This window comes from Pseudomonas sp. SLBN-26 (assembly GCF_006715895.1).
Taxonomy (GTDB): Bacteria; Pseudomonadota; Gammaproteobacteria; order Pseudomonadales; family Pseudomonadaceae; genus Metapseudomonas; species Metapseudomonas otitidis.
In genome coordinates, this window is sequence record NZ_VFOB01000001.1 from 2,583,351 (window position 1) to 2,606,540 (window position 23,190).

A 23,190-nucleotide genomic window follows, 5' to 3' on the forward strand; every position below is an offset into this window, starting at 1 on the left:
TGAGGGTGTACGGGTTTCGCCAAGATAGAGATGAGGGGAGGCCTGTCGAGCGTCGATGGGGTGGATCGCATGGATTAAGGACGTAGCTGTCAGAACCTTAGGATTAGTCCTACCTTCTAACCGCAGCATCAGGGCCCAAACCCGTCTTTTCCCCTCTCATTCCCAGCTCTCGCTACCACTGGAAGCAGATGCGCGATCACTCCGCCTGTGCTTCCCCGTTCGGCCATATCCCCCGGCAGCCGTCACTGCCCAGGCAGAGCGGTCTATTCCGCGACGGCCCCGGCGCCTTGCCCAGGCCTCATCTATGCTGCAAGCGCGCCCCAAACAGGGATCAGGAGCTTCGGCAATGCCAAGGTCGCTCGAACGTCGATTTCCGTTGCATGTCCACATCAGCCTGCTGTTCACGCTGCTCCTGCTGATCTCCGGGGTGATCCTCGGGGTCTTCAACTACCGGCAGGCCACGCAGATCATCCTGTCCAGCAGCGACGCGCTGTTCGGGAAAATCAGCCAGCAGGTGGAGGCGGACCTGGAGGGCACCTACCGCCCCATCGACACCCTGCTCAACCTGATGGCCCTGACGCCAGGCAGCGCTCAGGACCCCGCCTGGCAGCGCCAGGAACGCCTGCTCAGGCCCTTCGTCCAGGCCCTGCGCGACCACCCCAAGCTGGCCGCCCTCTACCAGGGGTACGACGACGGTGACTTCCTCATGGTCCGCCCGCTGCGCACCGAAGCCCTGAAGAAGCGCTTCGATGCCCCGCCCGGCGCGGCCTTCCAGGTCTGGAGCATCGAGCGCAACAACCTGTCACGCGCGCAGTCCGAGTCGATCTTCCTCGACGACGACCTGACGGTGATCAGCCGTCGGCAGGACCTCAACGAGCGCTACGATCCACGCAGCCGCCCCTGGTTCAACACCGCCCTGGAGCAGGGTGGCCACATCGCCACCGCGCCCTATGTGTTCTTCTCCAGCGGCGCGGTGGGCACCACCCTGGCCATGCCGGCGGGCGAGGACTCGGTGATCGGCGCCGACCTGACCCTGGACGACCTCTCCGCCACCCTGGCGGCGCACCGGGTCACACCCGGCACCCAGGTGGTGCTGTTCGCGCCTAATGGCGAGGCGGTGGCCTACCCCGACAGCACGCGCCTGATCACCCGCATCGACGACAAGCCGCGCCTGACCATGGCCCGCGACCTGGACCCGGCCATCGCCGCGCTGCTCGACCGCAGCGAGCAAGACGACCTGCGCACCACCCTGAAACTGGCGGGACGGCAATGGGTGGTTTCCCGCCAGCACCTGCAGGCCGGCGGCCCCAAGGGGCTCTACCTGGCCCTGCTGGCCCCCGAGGACGAGCTGCTGGCCGATGCCTACCGCATCCGCTGGCAGGGCGGTGTGCTCACCCTGGTCATCCTCATCCTGTGCATCCCGGTTGGCTGGCTGCTCTCACGCATCCTGGTGAAGCCCCTGCGGGCGCTGGTGGTGGAAGCCGAGGCCATCCGTCGCTTCGACTTCGATGTGCCCGCGCTCGGCCGCTCCCCGGTGCTGGAGGTGGACCAGTTGGCCGTGGCGATGGAGAAGATGAAGGTCACCCTGGGCAGCTTCCTCGACATCACCGCCAGCCTCTCGGCGGAGAAGCGCTTCGATGCGTTGCTGAGCCGGGTCCTCGACGAGACCGTGGAGATCAGCGAATCCGCCGGCGGCATCCTCTACCTGCTGGACGCCGAACAGGGGCGGCTCGAACCCCAGGCCCTGTTCCTCGACGGCCAGCAGCGGCAGCCCTCGGAGCTCGGCCTGGCCGCGCGGGACATGAACGACCCCGCCCTCCCCGCCTGGATCCGCCAGCCCGCCAACGGCGGCGCGACCCTGGCCCAGTCGCTCGGCTACGACCAGGCTGGCGAACTGGGGCCGCTGCTGAACGCCCTGGGCACGCCGCGCGCCCACCTGATGGGCACCGGCCTGCACAACCGCCAGGGCGACACCATCGGCTTGCTGGTGCTGCTGCAACGCGACACCGGCGGCGAGGCCAACCCCGCCATGCTGCGGCCGGAACGCATCGCCTTCGTCGAGGCCCTGTCCGGCGTGGCGGCGCTGTGCATCGAAAGCCAGCGCCTGCTGGAACGGCAGAAGCAGCTGCTGGATGCGTTCATCCAGCTGATCGCCGGCGCCATCGACGCCAAGAGCCCCTACACCGGCGGCCACTGCCAGCGGGTCCCGGAGATCACCCTGGCCCTGGCCCGTGCCGCTGCCGAGAGCGAGGACGGCCCCTTCCGCGACTACAACCCCAGTGACGAGGACTGGGAGGCCCTGCATATCGCCGCCTGGCTGCACGACTGCGGCAAGGTGACCACCCCCGAGTACGTGGTGGACAAGGCCACCAAGCTGGAAACCCTCTACGACCGTATCCATGAAGTGCGGATGCGCTTCGAGGTGCTCAAGCGCGATGCCTGGATCACCTACTGGCGGGCCCGTGCAGAAGGAGCCGATGAGGCCGTGCTGGCGGCGCAGCGGGACGCGCTGCTGGCCACCCTGGATGACGAATTCGCCTTCATCGCCCGCTGCAACCTGGGCGGGGAGTTCATGGCCGAGGCAGACCAGCAGCGGCTGCACGCCATTGCTGGGCGCACCTGGCTGCGCACCCTGGACGACCGCCTGGGGGTGTCCTGGGAAGAGGCCCAGCGCCAGGCCCGCACGTCGCCACGCCCCCTGCCGGTGGAGGAGCCGCTGCTGGCGGACCGTCCCGAGCACCTGCTGGAGCGCCCCGAGGGCGAGCGCATGGCGGCGGACAATCCGTGGGGATTCCGTCTCGACGTGCCGGAGTACAAGTTCAACCGGGGCGAACTGCACAACCTCGCCATCGCACGCGGGACGCTGACGGCGGAGGAGCGCTACATCATCAACCACCACATCGTGCAGACCATCCTGATGCTCAGCCGCCTGCCCTTCCCGCCGCACCTGAAGAACGTGGCGGAGATCGCTGGCGGGCACCACGAGAAGATGGACGGCACCGGCTATCCCAAGCGCCTGGCCCGCGAGCAGATGAGCCTGCCGGCGCGGATGATGGCCATCGCCGACATCTTCGAGGCGCTGACCGCCGTGGACCGCCCCTACAAGAAGGGCAAGACCCTCTCCGAGGCGCTGGGGATCATGGCCGGCATGTGCAAGGGCGCGCACATCGACACCGAGCTGTTCGGGCTGTTCATCCGCAGCGGCGTGTACCGGGACTACGCCGAACGCTTCCTACGGCCCGAACAGGTGGATGCAGTGGACGAGGCGCAGCTGCTGCAGCGGGCGGGGGTGACGGAGAACCCGTCATAGCCGCTGCGGCCTTCCTGCGAGCATGAAAAAAGGCGCCCTGGGGCGCCTTTTTTCCGAGTCACGTCAACTGCTTACTGGGCGTTGATCGCGTTCTCGGGGTACCACACGTCGACCAGCGGGCTGAGGTTGAACTCGGCCAGTTCGCTGCGGCCCTTGAGCCAGGCTTCCAGGGCGGTGCGCTGCTCTTCGTTGACCGAGCCACGCTTGGCCAGGCAGACGAAGCCGTAGTCTTCGCCACCGACGTAGCCCAGGCCGTTGCCATCGATGGCTTCGACGATGAAGGCATCCAGGAAGTCCTGCAGCGCGTTGAGGTCCAGGCCTTCCTTGTAGGTCAGGCTGAGTTCGCAGCCCAGCTCCTGGAATTCATCCACACAGAGCTTCTTACGCAGGCGACGGGAGCGGTTCTTGGCCATCAGGCAGTCCTCAGAGGTTTTCAAGGCGCGCACTCTAGCAGGTTCGGCGCCGCTTGGCCCGTGCCGCATGGGGCCCTGCGCCCGGCGGTCGCTTGCGGCATAATGCGCGCATTTTCCCCAAACCACCGCGGGAACACCCAGCCATGCATGACCCCGTTGTCCGCCTCCGCCTGGAGGATCGTCGTTGATGTCCCTGTTCAAGACCCTTCGCCCACTCGCCTTCGCCGGCCTGCTCCTGCCCCTCGCCCTGCCGGCCCAGGCCGTCCAGGTCAATGCGACCCTCACGCCGAAGGTCCAGCAGGCCCTTAAGAAGAACAAGATCGCCCCCTCCTCCCTGTCGCTGGTGACCCTGCCGCTGACCGGCCCGGGCGCCCAGACCATCTTCAATGCGGACGTGTCGGTGAACCCGGCCTCCACCATGAAGCTGATCACCACCTACGCCGCCCTGGAGCTGCTGGGCCCCACCTACCAGTGGAAGACCGAGTTCTACACCGACGGCACGCTCAAGGACGGGGTGCTCAACGGCAACCTCTACCTCAAGGGCGGTGGCGACCCGAAGCTGAACATGGAGAAGCTGTGGCTGATGATGCGCGACCTGCGCGCCAACGGCGTGCTGAAGGTCACCGGTGACCTGGTGCTGGACCGCAGCCGCTTCGTCCACCCGCAGTTGCCGGCGTTCAACGACGACGGCGGCGACGACAACAAGCCCTTCCTGGTGGGCCCGGATTCGCTGCTGGTCAACCTCAAGGCCCTGCGCTTCGTCGCCCGTGCCGATGGGGGCCGCGTGAGCCTGGCAGCCGAGCCGCCCATCGAGAGCATCCGCCTGGACAACCAGATCAAGGTGACCAAGGCCGCGCCCTGCCCCGCCTTCCCCGACGTGCGCTACAACCCGGTGACCCAGTTCGACGGCACCACGGTGATCGCCACCGGCCAGCTGCCGGAAGGCTGCAGCGCGCAGACCTACCTGTCGATCCTCGACCACCCGGCCTACGCCGCCGGTGCCGTGCGCGCCATCTGGAAGGAGCTGGGCGGCTCGATCCTCGGCAAGGACCGCCAGGCCGACGTGCCCAAGGACGCCAAGCTGCTGGCCCGCGCCTTCTCCCCGGACCTGGTGGAGATCATTCGGGACATCAACAAGTACAGCAACAACACCATGGCCCAGCAGCTGTTCCTCAGCATCGGCGCGCAGTTCCGCACCGACGCCGATGGCGACGATGCCAAGGCGGCGCAGCGGGTCATCCGCAAGTGGCTGGCGCAGAAGGGCATCACCGCCCCGCACCTGGTGATGGAGAACGGCTCGGGCCTGTCGCGCAACGAGCGGGTCAGCGCGCGGGAGATGGCCACCATCCTCCACGCGGCCTGGCAGAGCCCCTACGCCGCCGAGTACATCGCCTCGCTGCCGCTGGTGGCGATGGACGGCACCATGCGCAAGCGCCTGCGCCGCACCCCCATGGCCGGCGAGGCCCACATCAAGACCGGGACGCTGAACACGGTACGGGCCATTGCCGGCTTCAGCCGCGACGGCTCGGGCAACACCTGGGCCGTGGTGGCGATTCTCAACGACCCGCGCCCCTGGGGTGCCTCGTCGATCCTCGATCAGGTGCTGCTGGACCTGCACCAGTCCAAGGGCGGCGCCCGCTGAAGTTGAATGGCGGCCCCGCCCGGGGCCGCATTCAGGCCGCGACGCAGACGCGGTTGCGTCCGGCCTGCTTGGCGGCATAGACCGCCTCGTCGACCCGCCGCAGCAGGTCGTCGGCCAGCTCCCCCTCCCGCCAGCAGGCCAGCCCGAAGCTGGCAGTGACCACACCCACCTCCGGCAACGCCTCCTTCGACAGCGTGTTCCACAGCGCGTCGGCCAGAACCTGGACCTGGGACTCGCCGGTGTTGGGGCAGATGACGATGAATTCCTCGCCCCCCAGGCGGCAGAACACATCGATGCGCCGCAGCCGCTCGCCGACCCGCTGGCAGATGGCCTTGAGCACCCGGTCGCCGGCTTCGTGGCCGAAGCGGTCGTTGACCTGCTTGAAGTGGTCGATGTCGAACATCAGCACCGACAGCGGCCCTTCGCTGCGCTGGGCGCGGGCGATCTCCACCTCCAGGCGCTCCTGGAAGTGCCGGCGGTTGTAGACGCCGGTGAGTGCGTCGGTGATGGACAGGGTGCGCAGTTCCTGCTCCACCAGCTTGTGGCCGGTGATGTCGGAGATGTAGCCATGCCAGAGCACGCTGCCGTCGGGCATGCGCTCGGGCACCGATTCGCCGCGCAGCCAGCGCACGCCCTTCTGCGGCAGGAGCACGCGGAAGTCCTCGCGCCAGGTCTCCAGGGTCTGGGCGGAGGCGAGGATGCTGCCCTGCACCCGTTCGAGGTCTTCCGGGTGCACACGCTGGAACACCCGTTCGCCATCCTGCCGGACCTCGGGTGCGTTCATCTCCACCAGGTCGTGGATGCCGGCGCTGACATAGGGGAAACGACTGGAGCCATCGGGCATCAACTGGTACTGGTAGATCGCCCCCGGTACCCGCGCGCTGAGCTTCTCCAGCAGGCGGTCGCGCTCCTCCAGGGCCTGCTGCACGCGCTTGCGCTCGGTGATGTCGGTGGAAATGCCGAGGAAGCCGATCAACTCGCCCGCCTCGTTGCGTACCTCGGTGAGGATCAGGTTGCCGATCAACTGGCTGCCGTCCTTGCGCACGTAGGTCCACTCGTGTTCGTCGTAGCAGCGCCCGGCGGTCACCTCCACCACATAGCGGTGGAAGTCGGGCACCGGGCGGCCGAGGCGCTGGGCCAGGGCCGCGCAGCGCTCGCGCACCTCGCTTTCCAGGTGCAGGGTGCGGGGACGGGTGCCGAGCATCTCCTCGGCGCTGTAGCCGAACATGCGCTCGGCACCGGCGTTGTACTGGAGGATGTAGCCCTCCAGGTCGGTGGCGATGATCGACACCTCGGTCGCCGCGTCCAGCAGGCTGCGCAGGTTGCCGTTGGCCAGGGCCAGTTGCAGCTCCACCGCCTTGCTCTCGCTGATGTCGGTCTGGGTGCCGATCAGCCGCAACGGCGAGCCATCGTCATTGATCTCCACCACCTGGCCGCGCTCCAGCACCCAGGCCCAGCTGCCGTCCTTGCGGCGCATGCGGTGCTCGCTGCGGTAGACGTCGACCTCGCCGTTCAGGTAGCGCCGCAGCGCCTCCCGCGAGCCCTGCAGGTCATCGGGGTGGCGCAGCCCGAGCGCGGTGTCGAGGCTGTCCTCCAGCTCGCCGGGCAGGTAGCCGAGCATGGTCTTCCAGGCCGGAGAGAAGAACATCCGCCCGCTGTCCGGCTCCCAGTCCCAGACGCCGTGGCCGGCGCCGTCCAGGGCGAAGCTCCAGCGCTCCTCGCTGAGCTTGAGCTGCAGCTCGCGCTGACGCAGCTCGGCGGTGCGCTCGGCCACCAGGCGCAGGGCCCGCTGGCGCTGGCTGATGAGCAGCAGGACGTAGCCACCCAGCATCAGGCTGAGGGCGATGCCGGTGCCCAGCACCAGGTGCCAGGAGGTGGTGCGGTTGTCGGCGAGAAACTTCGGGCTGGGCCGTACCTCAAGGCGGTAGGTCCGGTCACCGAAGGCCAGGGTACGCTCCAGCACCAGCTCGCTGTCGTCGGCGACGGAATGGCTCTGGTAGAGGCGTTGCGGACGAACCGGGTCGGTGATGTCGTCGAGCCGCGTGGGCATATTGGCGAGCATTTCGCTCGGCAGGCCGTCTTCCAGCTCCTGGCGCAGGCTCACGATGGCGACGACGAAACCGGGCAGTGGCTCCTCCGCCCGCCCAAGCACCGGGGCGACGATCAGGACGCCTTCGTGGATGTTGTCCGGCATGCCATAGACCCGGACCAGGCCGGACACCGTCACCTGCCGCTCCACCTCGGCCTTGTTCAGCAGGGCCTGGCGCTCGGGCAAGGCGCGCATGTCCAGGCCGATGGGCAGCTCGCTGTTGCGGCGGGCCGCTCCATAGAAGAGCGGCAGGTAGTAGTCGCGGGCGGGGCTGGCCCCTTCCAGGTCATGGATGCGGAAGTCCGCCAATCCCTCGTGGCGCGCCGTGCTCTCGTAGCGGTCGCGCTGGCCGGCGTCCACCCGCGGTACCCAGTAGTACGCCAGCGTGTCCAGCAGCATCGGCTCGACGAAGCGCCGGTAGCGCTGCAGGTCGAGGCGGGGCGAGTTGGCGACGAAACGCTGCAGCGCATCCAGCTCCTTCAGTTGCCCGTTGAGGCGCTCCTCGACCCGGCTGATGCGCTCGTTGGCGACCTGGGCGAAGCGCTCCCGCAGCTGGTGCTCCTCGGAGTCGTGCACGGCTCGGCCAAGCAGGACGGTGAACCCCAGGCCGATACCGATCACCAGTACGCAGATGAGCAGGAGCAGACCGCGGTTGCCTGCCGGAAAGGAAAGGGACGTGATTGACTGGGCAGGCGTAGCCATGCTCGAGCCTCGGTTCGTGATGGAAAAGACGTCCCTGTGATCACAAACCTAGCGGGATGCTGGCATTTTGCCTAGCGCCGTCGGGAAAAGTTCCGCCCCGCCCTTACGGGCGGGGACGGACGGTGCTCAACGGGCGGTCAGGCGCCAGGCTCGGTGGATCTTGCCGTTGCGGGCGAAGTCCGGGTCGATGGTTTCGGCGCTGATCTCGCTGACCTGGTAACGGGCGCCCAGGGCTTCATCCAGCTGGAACTTGCGGAAGTTGTTGGAGAAGTAGAGCACCCCGCCAGGCGCCAGGCGGGCCATGGCCAGGTCGAGCAGGTGCACGTGGTCGCGCTGGACGTCGAACACCCCTTCCATGCGCTTGGAGTTGGAGAAGGTCGGCGGGTCGATGAAGATCAGGTCGTACTCGCCGCGATCCTCCTCCAGCCAGGCCATCACGTCGCCCTGCTGCAGCCGTTGCTTGTCGGAGAAGCCGTTCAGCGAGAGGTTGCGCCGCGCCCAGTCCAGGTAGGTCTTGGAGAGGTCGACGCTGGTGGTGCTGCGGGCACCGCCCTTGGCGGCATGCACGGTGGCGGTGGCGGTGTAGCAGAACAGGTTGAGGAAGCGCTTGCCCGCGGCCTCGCGCTGGATGCGCAGGCGCATGGGACGGTGGTCGAGGAACAGGCCGGTGTCCAGGTAGTCGGTGAGGTTGACCAGCAGCTTCACGCCACCTTCGTTCACCTCCATGAAGCGCCCTTCGGCGCCCTGGCGCTCGTACTGGCGGGTGCCGGTCTGCCGCTCGCGGCGCTTGACCACCACGCGGGACGGGTCGATCTGCAGGGCCTGGGGAATCGCCGCAAGGGCGTCCAGCAGGCGGGCCTGGGCCTTCTCCGGGTCGATGGAGCGCGGTGGGGCGTATTCCTGCACGTGCACCCAGTCGCCATAGAGGTCGACGGCCAGGGCGTACTCGGGCATGTCGGCGTCATACAGGCGGTAGCACTGGATGCCTTCCTTGCGCGCCCACTTGCCCAGCTGCTTGAGGTTCTTCTGCAGGCGGTTGGCGAACATCTGCCCGCCCTCGGACAGGCGTGCCGGCTCTGCGGCCGGGGCCACGCCCGGCTCTGCCTCGGCGGTGGAATCCTGGCGGCGCGAGCCGGTGACGAACTGCTCGGGCAGCACCTTGATCAGCAGCAGCTTGCAGGGCAGCGCGCCGTTCCAGAAGGCGTACTGCTTGTGGCTGCGGATGCCCATGCGCTTGCCCAGCTCGGGCGCGCCGGTGAACACCGCGGCTTCCCAGCCCATGCAGGCCTGGCGCAGGCGCTCGCCGAGGTTCTGGTAGAGGTAGAGCAGGCTGGCTTCATCACCGAGGCGTTCGCCGTAGGGCGGGTTGCTGATGACCAGGCCCTTCTGGTTCTGGTCCGGGCGTGGTTCGAAGGTGGCCAGCTCGCCCTGGTAGATCTTCACCCAGGCGCCCAGCCCGGCACGCTCGATGTTGTTGCGGGCCGGCTGGATCAGCCGGGGGTCAGCCTCGTAGCCACGGATCCACAGCGGCGGGCGGGCCAGGCCGGCGTCGGCACGGGCCTGGGCCTCGTCGTGCAGCTTGCGCCAGATCGCCGGTACGTGACCGAGCCAGTTGGAGAAGCCCCAGCGCTCGCGCTTGAGGTTGGGGGCGACGTCGGCGGCCATCATCGCCGCCTCCACCAGGAAGGTGCCGACACCGCACATGGGGTCGGCCAGGGCGCCGCCCTCGGCAGCGATGCGCGGCCAGCCGGCGCGGATCAGGATCGCCGAGGCGAGGTTCTCCTTCAGCGGCGCCGCGCCCTGCTGCAGGCGGTAGCCGCGCTGGTGCAGGCTGTGGCCGGCGAGGTCGAGGGAGAGGATCGCCTCGCCCTTCTCCAGGCGCAGGTGCAGGCGCACGTCGGGGTTCTGCTTGTCCACCGAGGGGCGCTGGCCGGTGCTGGTGCGCAGGCGGTCGACCACGGCGTCCTTCACCTTGAGGGCGCCGAAGTGGGTGTTGTCGATGCCGGCGCCGTGGCCGCTGAACTCCACCGCCAGGCTGCCGTCGGCGGCCAGGTGGTCATGCCAGTCCACAGCCTTGACGCCCTCGTAGAGGTCGTCGGCATTGCTCACCGGGAAGCGCGCGAGCACCAGCAGCACGCGGTTGGCCAGGCGTGACCAGAGGCACAGCCGATAGGCCGTTTCCAGGCTGCCGTGGCCGCGAATGGCAGCGACCTGCTCGCGGGGCTCCTCCAGGCCGAGCTGGCTGGCTTCCTCCAGCAACAGCCCTTCCAGGCTTTTCGGGCAGGTGAGGAAGAGTTCGTAACGGTCCGACATGCTAGTTCCAATGCCTTTCGGCTGATCAACGGCGCGGAAATGTCTCCACACCTCAAAGAATTATGTGACTGAAGGTCGCAGAACGTCCCTTCGTCGGATTGGAGAATTCTCATTCTCAAGCGCGAGGCCTTCATGGCACCTCGACATCAACTTCGCGCAAGGCCGCGCCACAGGGGGCACAGGGCGCCGAGGGGCGAAAAACAGCCCCTCCGGCTTATGGTCCGGAGCCCATGTTCGTTACGTCCTTATGACAAAACGATCATTCCAATGCCCCGGAGCAAGGGTTAGAACACAGCTTAATCCGCTACCGCAACGGCAGCGGACGAGGGGAGCGCCACGCCGGCAGCGCCTCCCCGAAGGCAGGCCAGACCTGCCAGGCCCGGCACCCGGGCCATGGGACATAACAGTCAACAAATGAGGGCTACACCCTATGAGAAGACTTAAGCGTGATCCGATGGAACGAGCATTCCTGCGCGGTTATCAGCACGGCATTCATGGCAAATCCCGCGACCTTTGTCCTTTCACCCATCCCACCACTCGCCAAGCCTGGATCAACGGCTGGCGGGAGGGCCGCGGCGACCACTGGGATGGCTTTACCGGCACGGCCGGCATTCACCGACTCAATCAACTCCACGCCGTAGGCTGATACCTCGGACCTGACCGATTTCACCAAGCACGCCCCATCCGGGCGGCGGGCGCAAGCCCAGGGGCTCCCAAGCGGGAGCCCTTTTCATTTCAGCGCCCCTTGCCGAATCCCGGCAGCGCGGCGATGGCGTCCACCGATTCACGGATGAGCGCCGGCCCCTTGTAGATGAAGCCCGAGTAGATCTGCACCAGGCTTGCGCCGGCGGCGATCTTCTCGGCGGCGTGACGGCCCTCGGTGATCCCGCCCACGGCGATGATCGGCAGGCGCCCGCCCAGTTCCGCCGCCAGCACCTTCACGGTGTGAGTGCTCTTCTCCCGCACCGGCGCGCCCGACAGGCCGCCGGCTTCGTCGCCATGCTCCAGGCCCTCGACACCTTCGCGGCCCAGGGTGGTGTTGGTGGCGATCACCGCATCCATGCCCGACTCCACCAGCGCGCTGGCCACCAGGGCGGTTTCCTCGTCGCTCATGTCCGGGGCGATCTTGATCGCCAGCGGCACGCGGCGACCGTGCTGCACAGCGAGGTCTTCCTGGCGCTGGCGCAGGGCTTCGAGCAGCTGCTTGAGCGAGTCACCGAACTGCAGGCTGCGCAGGCCGGGGGTGTTGGGCGAGCTGACGTTGACCGTCACGTAGCTGGCGTGGGCGTAGACCTTGTCCAGGCAGATCAGGTAGTCGTCGACGGCGCGCTCGACCGGGGTGTCGAAGTTCTTGCCGATGTTGATGCCCAGCACGCCGTCGAACCTGGCCGCACGCACGCGTGCCAGCAGGTGGTCGACGCCGTGGTTGTTGAAGCCCATGCGGTTGATCACCGCCTCGGCCTGGGGCAGGCGGAACAGGCGCGGCTTGGGGTTTCCCGGCTGCGGTCGTGGGGTGACGGTGCCGATCTCGACGAAACCGAAGCCCAGCTGGGCGAAGCCGTCGATGGCGTCGCCGTTCTTGTCCAGACCGGCAGCCAGGCCCACGGGGTTGGGGAACTCCAGCCCCATCACCTTCACCGGCAGGCTGGCCGGTGCCTTGGTCAGCAGGCGGTTCAGGCCCAGGCGTCCGCCGGCCCCGATCAGGTCGATGGACAGCTCGTGGGAGGTTTCCGGGGACAGTTTGAACAGCAGCTCGCGGGCCAGGGTGTACATGGGCGGGTTTTCGATCGGCGGGATGGGCCGGCGATTATAGCCGTCGGACCCGACTCAGGCGAGGCGACGCAACGACTCCAGGGTGCCGCTGGCCGGGTCGAACACCAGCTCGAAGGAACCGCGGATGCCTTCGTGGGTCAGAAAAGGCCGCAGATGATGCGCAGGTAAGCTAACCTTGCGCCCGTCCCGGCTACGCACCATCACCCGATTGGCGTGGCCCTGATAGACCGCGAGGAACTGGTCCGCGGTCAGTGAGATATCCAGCACCAGGCTGGGCATGGAGGCCTCCTCGTTGTTCGTCGAAATGATCCAACCTGCCGGCACTGTGCGGCGTACCGCGCCAGCGTATCACTGCCGTTACCGTCAAAGCCGTGCAGCTATCCGCGACCTCTGCCAAACTCCCCTTCGTGATCCGGGAGTCCTTGTCTGGCCATGAGTTCGCCGCAGTCCCCAACGAACACCCTGTCGTCCCGCCTGGCAGCCCTGGCTCAACGCCTGGGCCTGGTGGGCCGTGCCTCCCGCCAGGTACTGGAACAGGCCAGCCGCCTGCAACTGCCCTTCGCCCCGCTCTCCCCCCTGCAGCCGGACATCTGGTGGCAGAACGGTCCGCCGCTGCAACGCCTGGTGGACCTGCCGCGCAACGCACTCTCCGGCCCGGTGCAGGAAGACAAGGCCCAGGCGCACGCCGTGCTGGTGCACTTGGTGGAGGAAGAACGGCGCGACCTGTCCGACTTCGACCTGCGCCTGGTGGAAGGGATCCACGGGCACGACGAACCAGAACCGCCCTGCCCCAGCTTCGAGCTGTACGCCGCTACGCCCGCCTGCAAGAACGTGCGGATCATCAGCTACAAGGATTTCGTCAAGGCCATCAGCCAGCCGCTGCCGCGCTTCCTGGCCGGTGAACGGCTAGCCCTGTACCAAGCCAGCTGGTACGGCGACCGGGTCTTCTGGCACGGCAGCCATCACCCCGAGGCCTTCGCTGCGGCTGTCGTATACGCTCGGCGCCGGCAGATGGAGGTGACGCTGCCGGCCGACCTGGTGACCTACCGCCTGCTCCCCGCCGGGCTGGACCTGCTGGACAGCCGCTACCACGTGCTGTCGATGCCGGTGGAGGCCTGGAGCCACGCCGAGTTCATGGCCCTGCTGATGAGCGAGGGCATCCCCTACGCCCGCCTCAGCCTGCTGAAGAATCGCAAGGGCAAGGCCCCCGAGTTCCTGCTGCTGCCCAAGGACAACCCCGAGGCCACTGCCCTAGGTGAAGGGCTGCGCCTGGCCGGTGCAGCCGACGTGGTGCAGTACCTGCGCACCCTCCTGGACAAGCCCCCCGCCCTCCCCGGCGCGAAGTGACGCCCCTCACCGGCCAGCGCCTCAGCGCTTCGCCGGCCCGGTGACGCCGGCCGCCTTCAGCGCCTCGATCTGCTCCTCGGTGTACCCCAGTCCCGCCAGCACCTCCCGGGTGTGCGCGCCCAGCGCCACGCCCGTGTGGCGCGGTGCCGGCAGCCCCGCCGAGAAACGGATGGGGCAGGCCATCTGGCGCTGGGCGGGCTGCCCCTCGCGCGGAACCTCCACCACCAGCTCACGGGCGCGGATCTGCGGATGCTCCACCGCTTCGGAGAGGGGCAGCATGGGTTCCACGCAGGCATCCAGGCCGGCGAACACCTGTTGCCACTCGCTGAAGTCGCGCTTCTCGAACTCGATTTCAATCGCACGCTTGAGCGCCTGCTGGTCCTCGGGGCGGGGTGACAGGCCACGGGCCGCCAGCTCGGGCCGGCCGATGGCCGCGCAGAACACCTCCATGAACTGCGGCTCCAGGCTGCCAACGGAGAACCAGCGGCCGTCACGGGTGCGGTAGTAGTCATAGAAGCTGCCGCCGTTGAGCGCCTGGTTCTCCATGTCCGGCTCGACCCCGGCCCCCAGGTAGCCCGCGCCGGCCATGCCGTTCAGGCTGAAGGCGCAGTCGGTCATGCTCACGTCCACGTGCTGCCCCTCCCCCGTCGCCTGCCGGTGGATCACCGCCGCCAGCAACCCCAGGGCACCATGCAGCGAGCCACCACCGATGTCCGCCAGTTGCACCCCCAGCGGCAACGGGCCGCTGTCGCGGCGGCCGGTGTAGCTGGCCACCCCGGCCAGGGCCAGGTAGTTGATGTCGTGCCCGGCGCGGTCACGGTAGGGGCCGGTCTGCCCGTAGCCGGTGATGGAGACGTAGATCAGCCGCGGGTTGATCGCCTTCAGCGCCTCGTAACCCAAACCCAGCCGCTCCATCACACCGGGGCGGAACTGCTCCAGCAGGATGTCGTACTCGGCCACCAGGCGATGGATCACCGCCAGCGCCTCGGGCCGCTTCAGGTCCAGCGCGATGCTGCGCTTGTTGCGGTTCAGGTAGGCGTGGCTGGTGGACTGCCCGCCGTCATGGGGTGGCAGCACCCGCACCAGGTCCATGCGGGTGGGGGACTCGACGCGCAGCACCTCGGCGCCCATGTCGGCCAGCAGCAGCGAGGCGAAGGGCCCCGGCAGCAGGGTGGAGAAATCGAGGATCTTCAGTGACGCGAGCGGGCCTTTCATGGCGACTCCCAGGTTCGGTTCATTCCCAATGCAACGGCCGCTGCGGGTCGAGCCCGGCGGCCAGCGCGGCGAAGCGGTCTTCCAGTACGTTGCGGCGGATCTTCATGGTGGGTGTCATGCAGCCGTTGTCCACCGTCCAGGGTTCGCGCACCAGCACCAGGTGGCGGATGCGCTCATGGGGCAACAGCGTAGCGTTCACCCGCTCCAGCACCGAGAGCAGGTCGCGCTCCAGCTGCTCCCGGGCCTCGGCACGGGCTGCCGGGCTCAGCTCCAGCAGCGCCAGGGGCTGGTCCAGGCCGCTGCCCATCAGACACACCTGCTCCACCCAGTGGCTCTTGGCGAGTTCACCCTCGATGGGCGCCGGGGCCACGTACTTGCCCTTGCTGGTCTTGAAGATGTCCTTCACCCGCCCGGTGATGCGCAGGTAGCCTTCCTCGTCCACCTGGCCCTTGTCGCCGGTGTGCAGCCAGCCATCACGCAGGGTCTCGGCAGTTTTCTCCGGTTCCCGGTAATAGCCGGTCATCAGGCTGGGGCTGCGATAGAGCACCTCGCCGTCCTCGGCGATGCGCAGCTCGTTGTCGGGCATGACCCGGCCGACCGTGCCGAAGCGCACCTGCCCGGGCCGGTTGAAGTTGCCGTAGGCGAAGTTCTCCGTCATGCCGTAGCCCTCGCAAATGGTCATGCCCAGGCGCTGGTACCAGCTCAGCAGCGCCACCGGGATCGGTGCGGCGCCACTCACCAGCACCCGCGCACGGTCCAGCCCGAGGGCTTGGCGGATGCGCCGGGCCACCAGGCCGCCCAGCAGGGGGAGGCGCAGCAGGCGCTCCAGCTTCGCCTGGGGCAGTTTCTCCAGCACGCCCTGCTGGAAGCGCGTCCACAGGCGCGGCACCGAGAAGAACACCGTGGGGCGGCTGATCCGCAGGTCCTCGGCGAAGGTCTCCAGGGATTCGACGAAAGCGATGCTGCCCCCGCTGTACAGGCTGTTGCTCTCCACCAGGAAGCGTTCGGCCGCGTGGGACAGGGGCAGGTAGGAAACGAACTGCTCCTCCGGCCCCAGGCCCATTTCCCGCACCGAGCGGCTGGAAGCGAAGGCGAAGGCCCGGGCCCTGTGCATCACCCCCTTGGGCTGGCCGGTGGTGCCGGAGGTGTAGAGGATGCTCAGCAGGTCGTCGGGCTGTTGCCAGTGGGCGTCCTCCAGGGGCGGATGGCGGCGCAGCAGGTCGTCCCAGTCGTGCTCGGCCGGCAGGGTCGGATAGGGCATGGCAATGCGCGCCAGCGTCTCGGGCAGGCCCTGCGCCAGGCGCTCGGGGTCGTCCAGCTTGCCGAGGATGATCACCTTGCAGCCGGCATGGCGCAGCACGTAGTCGATGCTTTCGGCCGATTGCAGCGGGTAGAGCGGCACGCTGACCAGCCCGGCTAGCATGATCGCCAGGTCGCTCAGCACCCACTCGGCGCAATTCTTCGCCAGGATCGCGACGCGGTCCCCCGGTTCGCAGCCCAGGGCGCGCAAGGCGCTGGCCAGGCGCCGGGCCTGGTCGTCGGCCTGGCGCCAGGTGAGCGTGCGCCAGTGGCGCGCCACCGGCTGGCGCAGCCAGACCCGGTCCGGCGTGGTGGTGACCCAGTGGGCCAGTTGTTGCAGTGGCAGTGCGTCAGTCATCCCGTCCCCCTTGTGCTTGTCGTTGTGGTGGAGGCTAGTACCAGGCGGCCCTCCCGGCCGCGCGATTCAGAGGCGGAACACCCGTCGGGCATTGCCCTGCAGGAAGGCGGCTTCCACCTCCGGCCTGAGCCCCAGGGCACGGACCTGCTCCATGCACTGCTGCAACGACAGCTGCGGGAAGTTGCTGCCGAACAGCACCTTGTCCCGCCCGTAGCTGGCCATGTAGTGCAGCAGCGCCTGGGGGTAGTAGCGCGGCAGATAGGCGGAGGTGTCGATGAAGATGTTGTCATGCTTCCAGGCCAGCCCGATCATCTCCTCCGTCCAGGGATGGCCGATGTGCCCGGCGACGATGCGCAGCTCGGGGAAGTCCAGCGCCACCTCGTCCAGGTAGGGCACCGGCCGTCCGGTCTCCGAAGGCATCAGCGGCCCGGTGTGGCCGACCTGGGTGCAGAAGGGAATGTCCAGCTCGATGCACTTGGCGTACAGCGGGTAGTAGAGCCGGTGGTTGGGCGGCAGCTTCCACAGCCAGGGCACGATGCGCAGCGCCTTGCAGCCCAGCTCCTGCACCGCCCGCTCCAGTTCGCGCAGGGCCGCCATGGGGCGCGCCAGGTCCACGGTGGCGACCCCGACGAAGCGGTCGGGGAAGGCACGGGTGTACTCGGCCACCAGGTCGTTGTCGAACACCCACCCTTCCGGCCGGCACCAGGCTGCCAGCATCAGTTTGTCTACCCCGGCCTCGTCCATGGCCGCCACGGTCTGCGCCGGGGTCAGGGGCTGGTCCAGCAGGTGCGCGGAGCCGGACTTCTCGAACAACCGCACCACCTCCGGCAGCAGTTGCCGGGCGCGGCCGTTGGCGGGTTGGGCCCAGGCGTCGATGGCGCCCAGCGAAGCAGTGGCATTCATGGCAGTGGCCTCCTGGCCGTCAGGCATGGCGGTGGCAGCCGGGACAGGGCTCAGAGCTTCATCCCGCGGCTGATGATCTCCTTCATGATTTCCGAGGTGCCGGCGAAGATGCGCTGGATGCGCGCATTCGCGTACATCTTGCAGATCGGGTACTCCCACATGTAGCCCCAGCCGCCGTGCAGCTGCACGCCTTCATCCACCACCTTGCACAGCAGTTCGGTGGTGAACAGCTTGGCCTCGGCAGCCACCTCGGGGGTGAGTTTCTTCTGGTTGTGGTCCATCACGCAGCGGTCGGTGAACACCTGGGCGACGTCGATCTGGGTGCGCATCTCGGCCAGTTTGAAACGGGTGTTCTGGAAGTGGGACACGGGCCGATCGAAGGCCTTGCGCTCCTTCACGTAGTCGAGGGTGGTCTGCAGCGCCGCTTCGGCACCGGCCACCGCGCCACAGGCGTTGGTCAGGCGCTCCTGGGCGAGCATGTTCATCAGGTAGAAGAAGCCGCCCTTGGCATCGCCCAGCAGGTTGGCCTTGGGCACCTTGACGTTGTTGAAGAACAGCTCGGCGGTGTCCTGACTCTTCATGCCCAGCTTCTTCAGGTTGCGCCCGCGCTCGAAGCCCTCCATGCCCCGCTCCACCAGGAACAGGCCCATGGCGTGCTTGTTCGCCGGATCGGTCTTGGCGGCGACTATCACCACGTCGGCCAGCAGGCCGTTGGAGATGAACACCTTGGAGCCGTTCAGCTCGTAGTGGTCGCCCTTGTCCACGGCGGTGGTGCGCATGCCGGCCAGGTCGGAGCCGGCGGACGGCTCGGTCATCGCCACGGCGAGGATGATCTCGCCGCGAATGATCCCCGGCAGCAGGCGGGCCTTCTGCTCCTCGCTGCCGTACTCGGCGATGTACGGGCCACACAGGGCGGAGTGCAGCGGGATCATGAAACCAGGCTCGTTGATGGCCGCCAGTTCCTCACACATGATCTGTTCGTAGCGGAAGTCCTTGAGCCCCGCCCCGCCGTACGTCTCATCCGCCCAAGGCAGCAGGAACCCCATTTCCCCTGCCTTCTTCCACACGCTGCGGTCCACCACCCCGGCGGCTTCCCATTCGTCCTGGTGCGGCACCACTTCCTTCTGCAGGAAGGCACTGAAGGCGTCGCGGAACAGGTTGTGCTCGGTCTCGAAGTGCTGGCGTTGCATGCGGGGTCCCCCCTGTTGGAATCGTCCCGCAGGGTAGGCGTCGGCCGAATGGCCGCTCAATGACGCAAGCGCTCAGGGTGGATTGACCGATGCGCTCTTGGGGGCGGTGTGGGCTTCCGGGCATAAAAAAGCCCGTCCTGAGACGGGCCTGGAAAGGCTCCTCCCCGTGGGAAGGGAGGAGAAACCGTTGAAACGCTATCAGGCGCGCTGGGCGTCACCCGCACTGGCAACGTCCACAGCCGTCGCACCGTTGCCGGCCAGCTCGCGGTTCAGGGTGTCGGTGTCCAGCTGCTTACACCACTTGGCCACCACCAGGGTGGCGACGCCGTTGCCGACCAGGTTGGTCAGGGCGCGGGCTTCGGACATGAAGCGGTCGATGCCGAGGATCAGCGCCAGGCCGGCGACCGGCAGGTGGCCGACGGCGGAGAGGGTGGCGGCGAGGACGATGAAGCCACTGCCGGTGACGCCGGCAGCGCCCTTGGAAGCGATCAGCAGCACCAGCAGCAGGGTGATCTGGTGGGTGATGTCCATCGGGGTGTCGGTGGCCTGGGCGATGAACACCGCGGCCATGGTCAGGTAGATGGAGGTGCCGTCGAGGTTGAAGGAGTAGCCGGTGGGGATCACCAGGCCAACGACGGACTTGTCGGCGCCCAGTTTCTGCAGCTTGTCGATCATGCGCGGCAGGGCGGACTCGGAGGAGGAGGTGCCCAGCACGATCAGCAGTTCTTCGCGGATGTACTTGATGAACTTGAGGATGCTGAAGCCGTGGGCACGGGCGATGCCGCCCAGGACGATGAGCACGAACAGCAGGCAGGTGATGTAGAAGCAGGCCATCAGTTGGCCAAGCTGCACCAGCGAGCCCACACCGTAGGCGCCGATGGTGAAGGCCATGGCACCGAAGGCACCGATGGGCGCGACCTTCATGATCACGTTGATGATGTTGAACATCACCTGGGAGATGCGCTCGATGAACTCGAACACCGGGCGACCGTAGTCACCCAGGCGGTGCAGCGCGTAGCCGAACAGCACGGAGAAGAACAGCACCTGGAGGATGTCGCCATTGGCGAAGGCGCCGACCACGGTTCCCGGAATCACGTTCATCAGGAAGTCGATGGTGGACTGCTTCTCGCCCGCCGCCGCGTAGGCCGCGATGCCCTTGGTGTCCAGGGTGGTCGGGTCGACATGCATGCCGGCGCCGGGCTGGGCGACGTTGACCACCACCAGGCCGATGATCAGGGCCAGGGTGGACACGACTTCGAAGTACAGCAGCGCGTAGCCACCGGTCTTGCCCACGGCCTTCATGCTCTGCATGCCGGCGATGCCGGTCACCACGGTGCAGAAGATGATCGGGGCGATGGCCATCTTGATCAGCTTGACGAAGCTGTCGCCCAGGGGTTTCAGGGCTACGCCGGTCTGCGGGTAGAAGTGCCCGATGAGGATACCGATGGCGATGGCCACCAGCACCTGGACATAGAGGCTTTTGTAGAGGGGTTGACGGGTCATGGCAGTTCCTCTCGGGCGCTGGGGACCAGGTCCGTAACGGACCCGCAGCACCGGGTATCTGGCTCCTCCCTTGCCGGGAGGCTTTCTTGTTCTGCGGCCCAAACCATTGGACGGCAGCTGCCTTTTGCAGCCCTTGTGCCAACTTCAAGAAAGTCCCACAAGCCTTGTGGCACTAAGCCCACGACCAACCGCGCAACTCAAGATCCGGTTGTTTCAGGCGGGTTTCCGCCGTCCTGCCGGGGGGATTTCCGCCACCGCGCCCCTTGTGGCGCGTTCCGGCAGCGCCCTACCATCGGCCACCTCCAGACCGGGAATCCGCCCCATGCGCGAGCGCACCATTGCCAGCCATTTCGTCCGTGCCGCCCTGCGTGGTCCGGCACGTCATGGCCTGGACTGCAGTGCCCTCCTCAGGCAGGCCGGGATCCACCCGGCCCTCCTGGAGGAGCCCCGCGCACGGGTCGCGCCCGAGCAGTTCAGCCGGCTGATGCAGTTGTTGTGGGAGGCGCTGGACGACGAGTACATGGGCTTCGGCCGGCAGCGCAGCAAGCGCGGCACCTTCGCCATGATGTGCCACGCCATCATCCATTGCCGGTCCCTGGAAAAAGCCCTGGTGCGCGGTGCGCTGTTCTACGGGCTGTTCCCGGAAGCCCCGATGATCCGCCTGGAGCGCGAGGGCGAGTGCGTGCGCCTGAGCGTGGACGACAGCATGCTCTGGGACCCGGACCACTTCCTGGTGGAGAGCCTGCTGGTGATCTGGCACCGCCTGGGCAGTTGGCTGATCGGCCAGCGCATCCGCCTGGAGGAAGCCACCTTCGCCTATGCCGAGCCGGAGCACGTGGCCGAGTACGAGCTGCTCTTCCCCACCGCTCGCCGCTTCGGCGCGATGGGCACCAGCCTGCTGTTCAACGCTCGCTACCTGGCCATGCCGCTGTTGCAGGACGAGCGCACGCTGAAGCACTTCCTCGAACACTCCCCCGCCGACCTGCTGGCCCGCCCGGATGGCGGCGACAGCCTGACCAGCCAGATCCGCCGCCTGCTGGGGCGCGACTGCCGCACCTGGCCGGACCTGGAGCGGGTCGCCCAGCAGTTGCACATGAGCCCGCAGACCCTGCGCCGCCACCTGCGGGAAGAAGGCTCCAGCTTCCAGGAACTGAAGGACCACCTGCGCCGGGACCTGGCGATCTACCACCTGGGGCGGGACGAGCTGTCCATCCAGGACCTGGCCGAGCAGCTCGGCTTCTCCGAGCCCTCGGCCTTCCACCGCGCCTTCAAGAAATGGACCGGGCTCACCCCCGGTGCCTACCGCGCCCAGGAAGCCTGACCGCCCCGCCTTGTTCCTGGCCGTAGCCCGGACGTAGCCCGGACTTCAGTCCGGGAAGTTCAGCGGCGTCCATATCCCGGAGGGCTTTCAGGACACCGGAAGCCCCCGCACGCCCCTCAACGCGCCCTCCTCTCCCCCTCGCCGAGCACCGCCACCTCGCGGATCTCGAAATCCCGCACCAGGTACTCCATGCGCCGGGCGTGGAACGCCTGCATGTGGGGCAAGGCGGTGTGGAACTCCAGATCCCCCCGCGAGCGCCAGACCTCGAAGAAGATGAACAGCGTCGGGTCCTGGGCATCCCGGAGCATGTGGTACTCCAGGCAGCCGGCCTCGGCGCGGCTGGGTTCGACGTAGGCGCGGAACAGCGCCTCGAAGTCATCGGCCTTCTCCGGGCGCAACTGGGCATGAAGGATGAAGGCATAGGGCGCGGCCATGGGCACTCCGTCGGGATCGAAAGGGAGCACCAGCCTAGCGCACGGGTCAGCGACCGATTCATGACTTTCACGCAAAGGCGATTTGAACGGGAGACGGTGTTTCCCGCACCTGTCGCCCGCTACGCTGCCGGCCATTCTTCGCTCCCATGAGGCCCTGGCCATGAAAAAGATCCTCCTGCTCAACGGCGGCAAGCAGTTCGCCCACTCCGACGGCCGCTACAACCAGACCCTGCACGAGGCGGCCCTCGCCTTCCTCGACCGCGCCGGACTCGAGGTGCAGGCCACCTTCATCGACGGCGGCTACGACATCGCCGAGGAAGTGCAGAAATTCCTCTGGGCCGACGTGATCGTCTGGCAGATGCCGGGGTGGTGGATGGGCGCGCCCTGGACGGTGAAGCGCTATATCGACGAGGTGTTCACCGCCGGCCATGGCAGCCTCTACGCCAACGATGGCCGCACCCGCTCGGACGCCTCGCAGAAGTACGGCAGCGGCGGCCTGCTGCAGGGCAAGCGCTACATGATCTCCGCCACCTGGAATGCGCCCCGGCAGGCCTTCGACGACCCCACCGACTTCTTCGAAGCCAAGGGTGTGGACGCGGTGTACTTCCCCTTCCACAAGGCCAACCAGTTCCTCGGCATGCAGCCGCTGCCGACCTTCCTCGCGGTGGATGTGATGAAGCGCCCGGACATCGACGGCGACGTGGCCCGCTACCAGGCACACCTGGCCCGGGTCTTCGGCGTCGGCACCCCGGCCTGAGGCGCCGAACGGCCGCTTCAGGCCGGGCGGGTTTCAGCCAGGGCCTGGAGTGCGTCGTCGGCGAGGCGATAGCGCACCAGGTCCTCCAGAGGGCCCGCGCCCAGGCGGCGATAGAACGCCAGCGCGGGCTCGTTCCACTCCATCACCATCCATTCCATGCGGCGGCAGCCGCTCTCGCAGGCCACCCGAGCCAGGTACGCGAGCAACGCCTTGCCGGCGCCCAGGCCACGGCGCTCGGGGGAGACGTAGAGGTCTTCCAGGTACAGGCTCTTGCGGCCCAGCCAGGTGGAATAGGCGAAGTAGTAGACGGCGAAGCCGATGGGCTGCCCCTCCACCTCGCAGATCAACGCCTGGGCCGGCGAGTCGCTGGCGAACAGGCTCTGCTCGATATCCGGGACGGTGGCGACCACCTGGTGCTCGGCCTTTTCATAGCGGGCCAGTTCGAGGATGAAGGTGAGGATCTGGCTGGCGTCGCTGCTCACGGCCGGGCGGATGTGAAGGCTCACGGGGACTCCTTGTCGATTGGCCTGGATAAGGTGGGTGCGGTGGTGTCGGTGAGAGAGCGCCGAGCATAATCGCAGCCCATGGATCACCCCAAGGAGCACGTCCGGCATCGGTATG

Annotated in this window: 18 protein-coding genes; 6 read left to right on the forward strand and 12 right to left on the reverse strand. The window is 67.6% G+C overall.

What is annotated here, in order from left to right:
- The first annotated feature begins 346 nt into the window (after positions 1-346).
- Positions 347-3,310 (forward strand): HD domain-containing phosphohydrolase, encoded by a 2,964-nt coding sequence (locus FBY21_RS11800; RefSeq protein WP_142011182.1) that lies wholly within the window; start codon positions 347-349, stop codon positions 3,308-3,310.
- Between the two features lie 71 nt (positions 3,311-3,381).
- Here FBY21_RS11800 and FBY21_RS11805 read toward each other — a convergent pair whose 3' ends face one another.
- Positions 3,382-3,723, reverse strand: coding sequence for a YggL family protein (locus tag FBY21_RS11805; protein ID WP_044406107.1), 342 nt, complete (start codon positions 3,721-3,723; stop codon positions 3,382-3,384).
- Positions 3,724-3,916: 193 nt separating this feature from the next.
- Between FBY21_RS11805 and dacB the strand changes: the two genes are divergently transcribed.
- A complete protein-coding gene (gene dacB, locus FBY21_RS11810) occupies positions 3,917-5,365 on the forward strand; it encodes a D-alanyl-D-alanine carboxypeptidase/D-alanyl-D-alanine-endopeptidase (protein ID WP_142016414.1) in 1,449 nt (482 codons plus the stop codon).
- Between the two features lie 31 nt (positions 5,366-5,396).
- Here dacB and FBY21_RS11815 read toward each other — a convergent pair whose 3' ends face one another.
- Both FBY21_RS11815 and rlmKL read right to left on the reverse strand, forming a co-directional pair.
- Positions 5,397-8,156: a diguanylate cyclase gene (locus FBY21_RS11815; RefSeq protein ID WP_142011184.1), complete on the reverse strand. Its 2,760-nt coding sequence runs from the start codon at positions 8,154-8,156 to the stop codon at positions 5,397-5,399.
- A 126-nt stretch (positions 8,157-8,282) separates the two neighbouring features.
- Positions 8,283-10,469, reverse strand: coding sequence for a bifunctional 23S rRNA (guanine(2069)-N(7))-methyltransferase RlmK/23S rRNA (guanine(2445)-N(2))-methyltransferase RlmL (rlmKL, locus tag FBY21_RS11820; protein WP_074968918.1), 2,187 nt, complete (start codon positions 10,467-10,469; stop codon positions 8,283-8,285).
- Positions 10,470-10,899: 430 nt separating this feature from the next.
- Between rlmKL and rmf the strand changes: the two genes are divergently transcribed.
- Positions 10,900-11,115 carry a ribosome modulation factor gene (rmf, locus tag FBY21_RS11825; protein ID WP_074968920.1) on the forward strand — a complete coding sequence of 72 codons (216 nt, stop codon included), beginning with the start codon at positions 10,900-10,902 and terminating at the stop codon, positions 11,113-11,115.
- Positions 11,116-11,204: 89 nt separating this feature from the next.
- Here rmf and FBY21_RS11830 read toward each other — a convergent pair whose 3' ends face one another.
- Together FBY21_RS11830 and FBY21_RS11835 are read right to left on the reverse strand one after the other, a co-directional pair.
- Positions 11,205-12,242, reverse strand: coding sequence for a quinone-dependent dihydroorotate dehydrogenase (locus tag FBY21_RS11830; protein ID WP_142011186.1), 1,038 nt, complete (start codon positions 12,240-12,242; stop codon positions 11,205-11,207).
- Between the two features lie 54 nt (positions 12,243-12,296).
- On the reverse strand, positions 12,297-12,521 hold the full coding sequence (locus FBY21_RS11835; protein ID WP_044406117.1) for a DUF2835 domain-containing protein: 225 nt from the start codon (positions 12,519-12,521) through the stop codon (positions 12,297-12,299).
- A 153-nt stretch (positions 12,522-12,674) separates the two neighbouring features.
- On the opposite strand from FBY21_RS11835, the gene FBY21_RS11840 reads away from it, so the two are divergent.
- Positions 12,675-13,589: a DUF6685 family protein gene (locus FBY21_RS11840; RefSeq protein ID WP_142011188.1), complete on the forward strand. Its 915-nt coding sequence runs from the start codon at positions 12,675-12,677 to the stop codon at positions 13,587-13,589.
- A 21-nt stretch (positions 13,590-13,610) separates the two neighbouring features.
- Here the strand turns inward: FBY21_RS11840 and FBY21_RS11845 are convergent, their stop codons facing one another.
- From FBY21_RS11845 to FBY21_RS11865, 5 genes are all read right to left on the reverse strand, one after another.
- Positions 13,611-14,804 (reverse strand): CaiB/BaiF CoA transferase family protein, encoded by a 1,194-nt coding sequence (locus tag FBY21_RS11845; protein ID WP_044406123.1) that lies wholly within the window; start codon positions 14,802-14,804, stop codon positions 13,611-13,613.
- A 19-nt stretch (positions 14,805-14,823) separates the two neighbouring features.
- A complete protein-coding gene (locus FBY21_RS11850) occupies positions 14,824-16,461 on the reverse strand; it encodes an AMP-binding protein (protein WP_142011191.1) in 1,638 nt (545 codons plus the stop codon).
- A 66-nt stretch (positions 16,462-16,527) separates the two neighbouring features.
- Positions 16,528-17,364, reverse strand: coding sequence for an amidohydrolase family protein (locus FBY21_RS11855; protein ID WP_142011193.1), 837 nt, complete (start codon positions 17,362-17,364; stop codon positions 16,528-16,530).
- Positions 17,365-17,414: 50 nt separating this feature from the next.
- A complete protein-coding gene (locus FBY21_RS11860; RefSeq protein WP_044406126.1) occupies positions 17,415-18,554 on the reverse strand; it encodes an acyl-CoA dehydrogenase family protein in 1,140 nt (379 codons plus the stop codon).
- Between the two features lie 198 nt (positions 18,555-18,752).
- Positions 18,753-20,057, reverse strand: coding sequence for a dicarboxylate/amino acid:cation symporter (locus tag FBY21_RS11865; protein WP_142011196.1), 1,305 nt, complete (start codon positions 20,055-20,057; stop codon positions 18,753-18,755).
- A 322-nt stretch (positions 20,058-20,379) separates the two neighbouring features.
- On the opposite strand from FBY21_RS11865, the gene FBY21_RS11870 reads away from it, so the two are divergent.
- Positions 20,380-21,378 carry an AraC family transcriptional regulator gene (locus tag FBY21_RS11870; RefSeq protein WP_044406132.1) on the forward strand — a complete coding sequence of 333 codons (999 nt, stop codon included), beginning with the start codon at positions 20,380-20,382 and terminating at the stop codon, positions 21,376-21,378.
- Between the two features lie 116 nt (positions 21,379-21,494).
- Here FBY21_RS11870 and FBY21_RS11875 read toward each other — a convergent pair whose 3' ends face one another.
- Positions 21,495-21,812, reverse strand: a complete 318-nt coding sequence (locus FBY21_RS11875) for a putative quinol monooxygenase (RefSeq protein ID WP_142011198.1) — start codon at positions 21,810-21,812, stop codon at positions 21,495-21,497.
- Between the two features lie 160 nt (positions 21,813-21,972).
- Here FBY21_RS11875 and FBY21_RS11880 point away from each other — a divergent pair, with 160 nt between their 5' ends.
- Positions 21,973-22,569 (forward strand): NAD(P)H-dependent oxidoreductase, encoded by a 597-nt coding sequence (locus FBY21_RS11880; RefSeq protein ID WP_142011201.1) that lies wholly within the window; start codon positions 21,973-21,975, stop codon positions 22,567-22,569.
- Between the two features lie 17 nt (positions 22,570-22,586).
- Here the strand turns inward: FBY21_RS11880 and FBY21_RS11885 are convergent, their stop codons facing one another.
- A complete protein-coding gene (locus FBY21_RS11885; protein ID WP_142011203.1) occupies positions 22,587-23,075 on the reverse strand; it encodes a GNAT family N-acetyltransferase in 489 nt (162 codons plus the stop codon).
- Positions 23,076-23,190 lie beyond the last annotated feature (115 nt).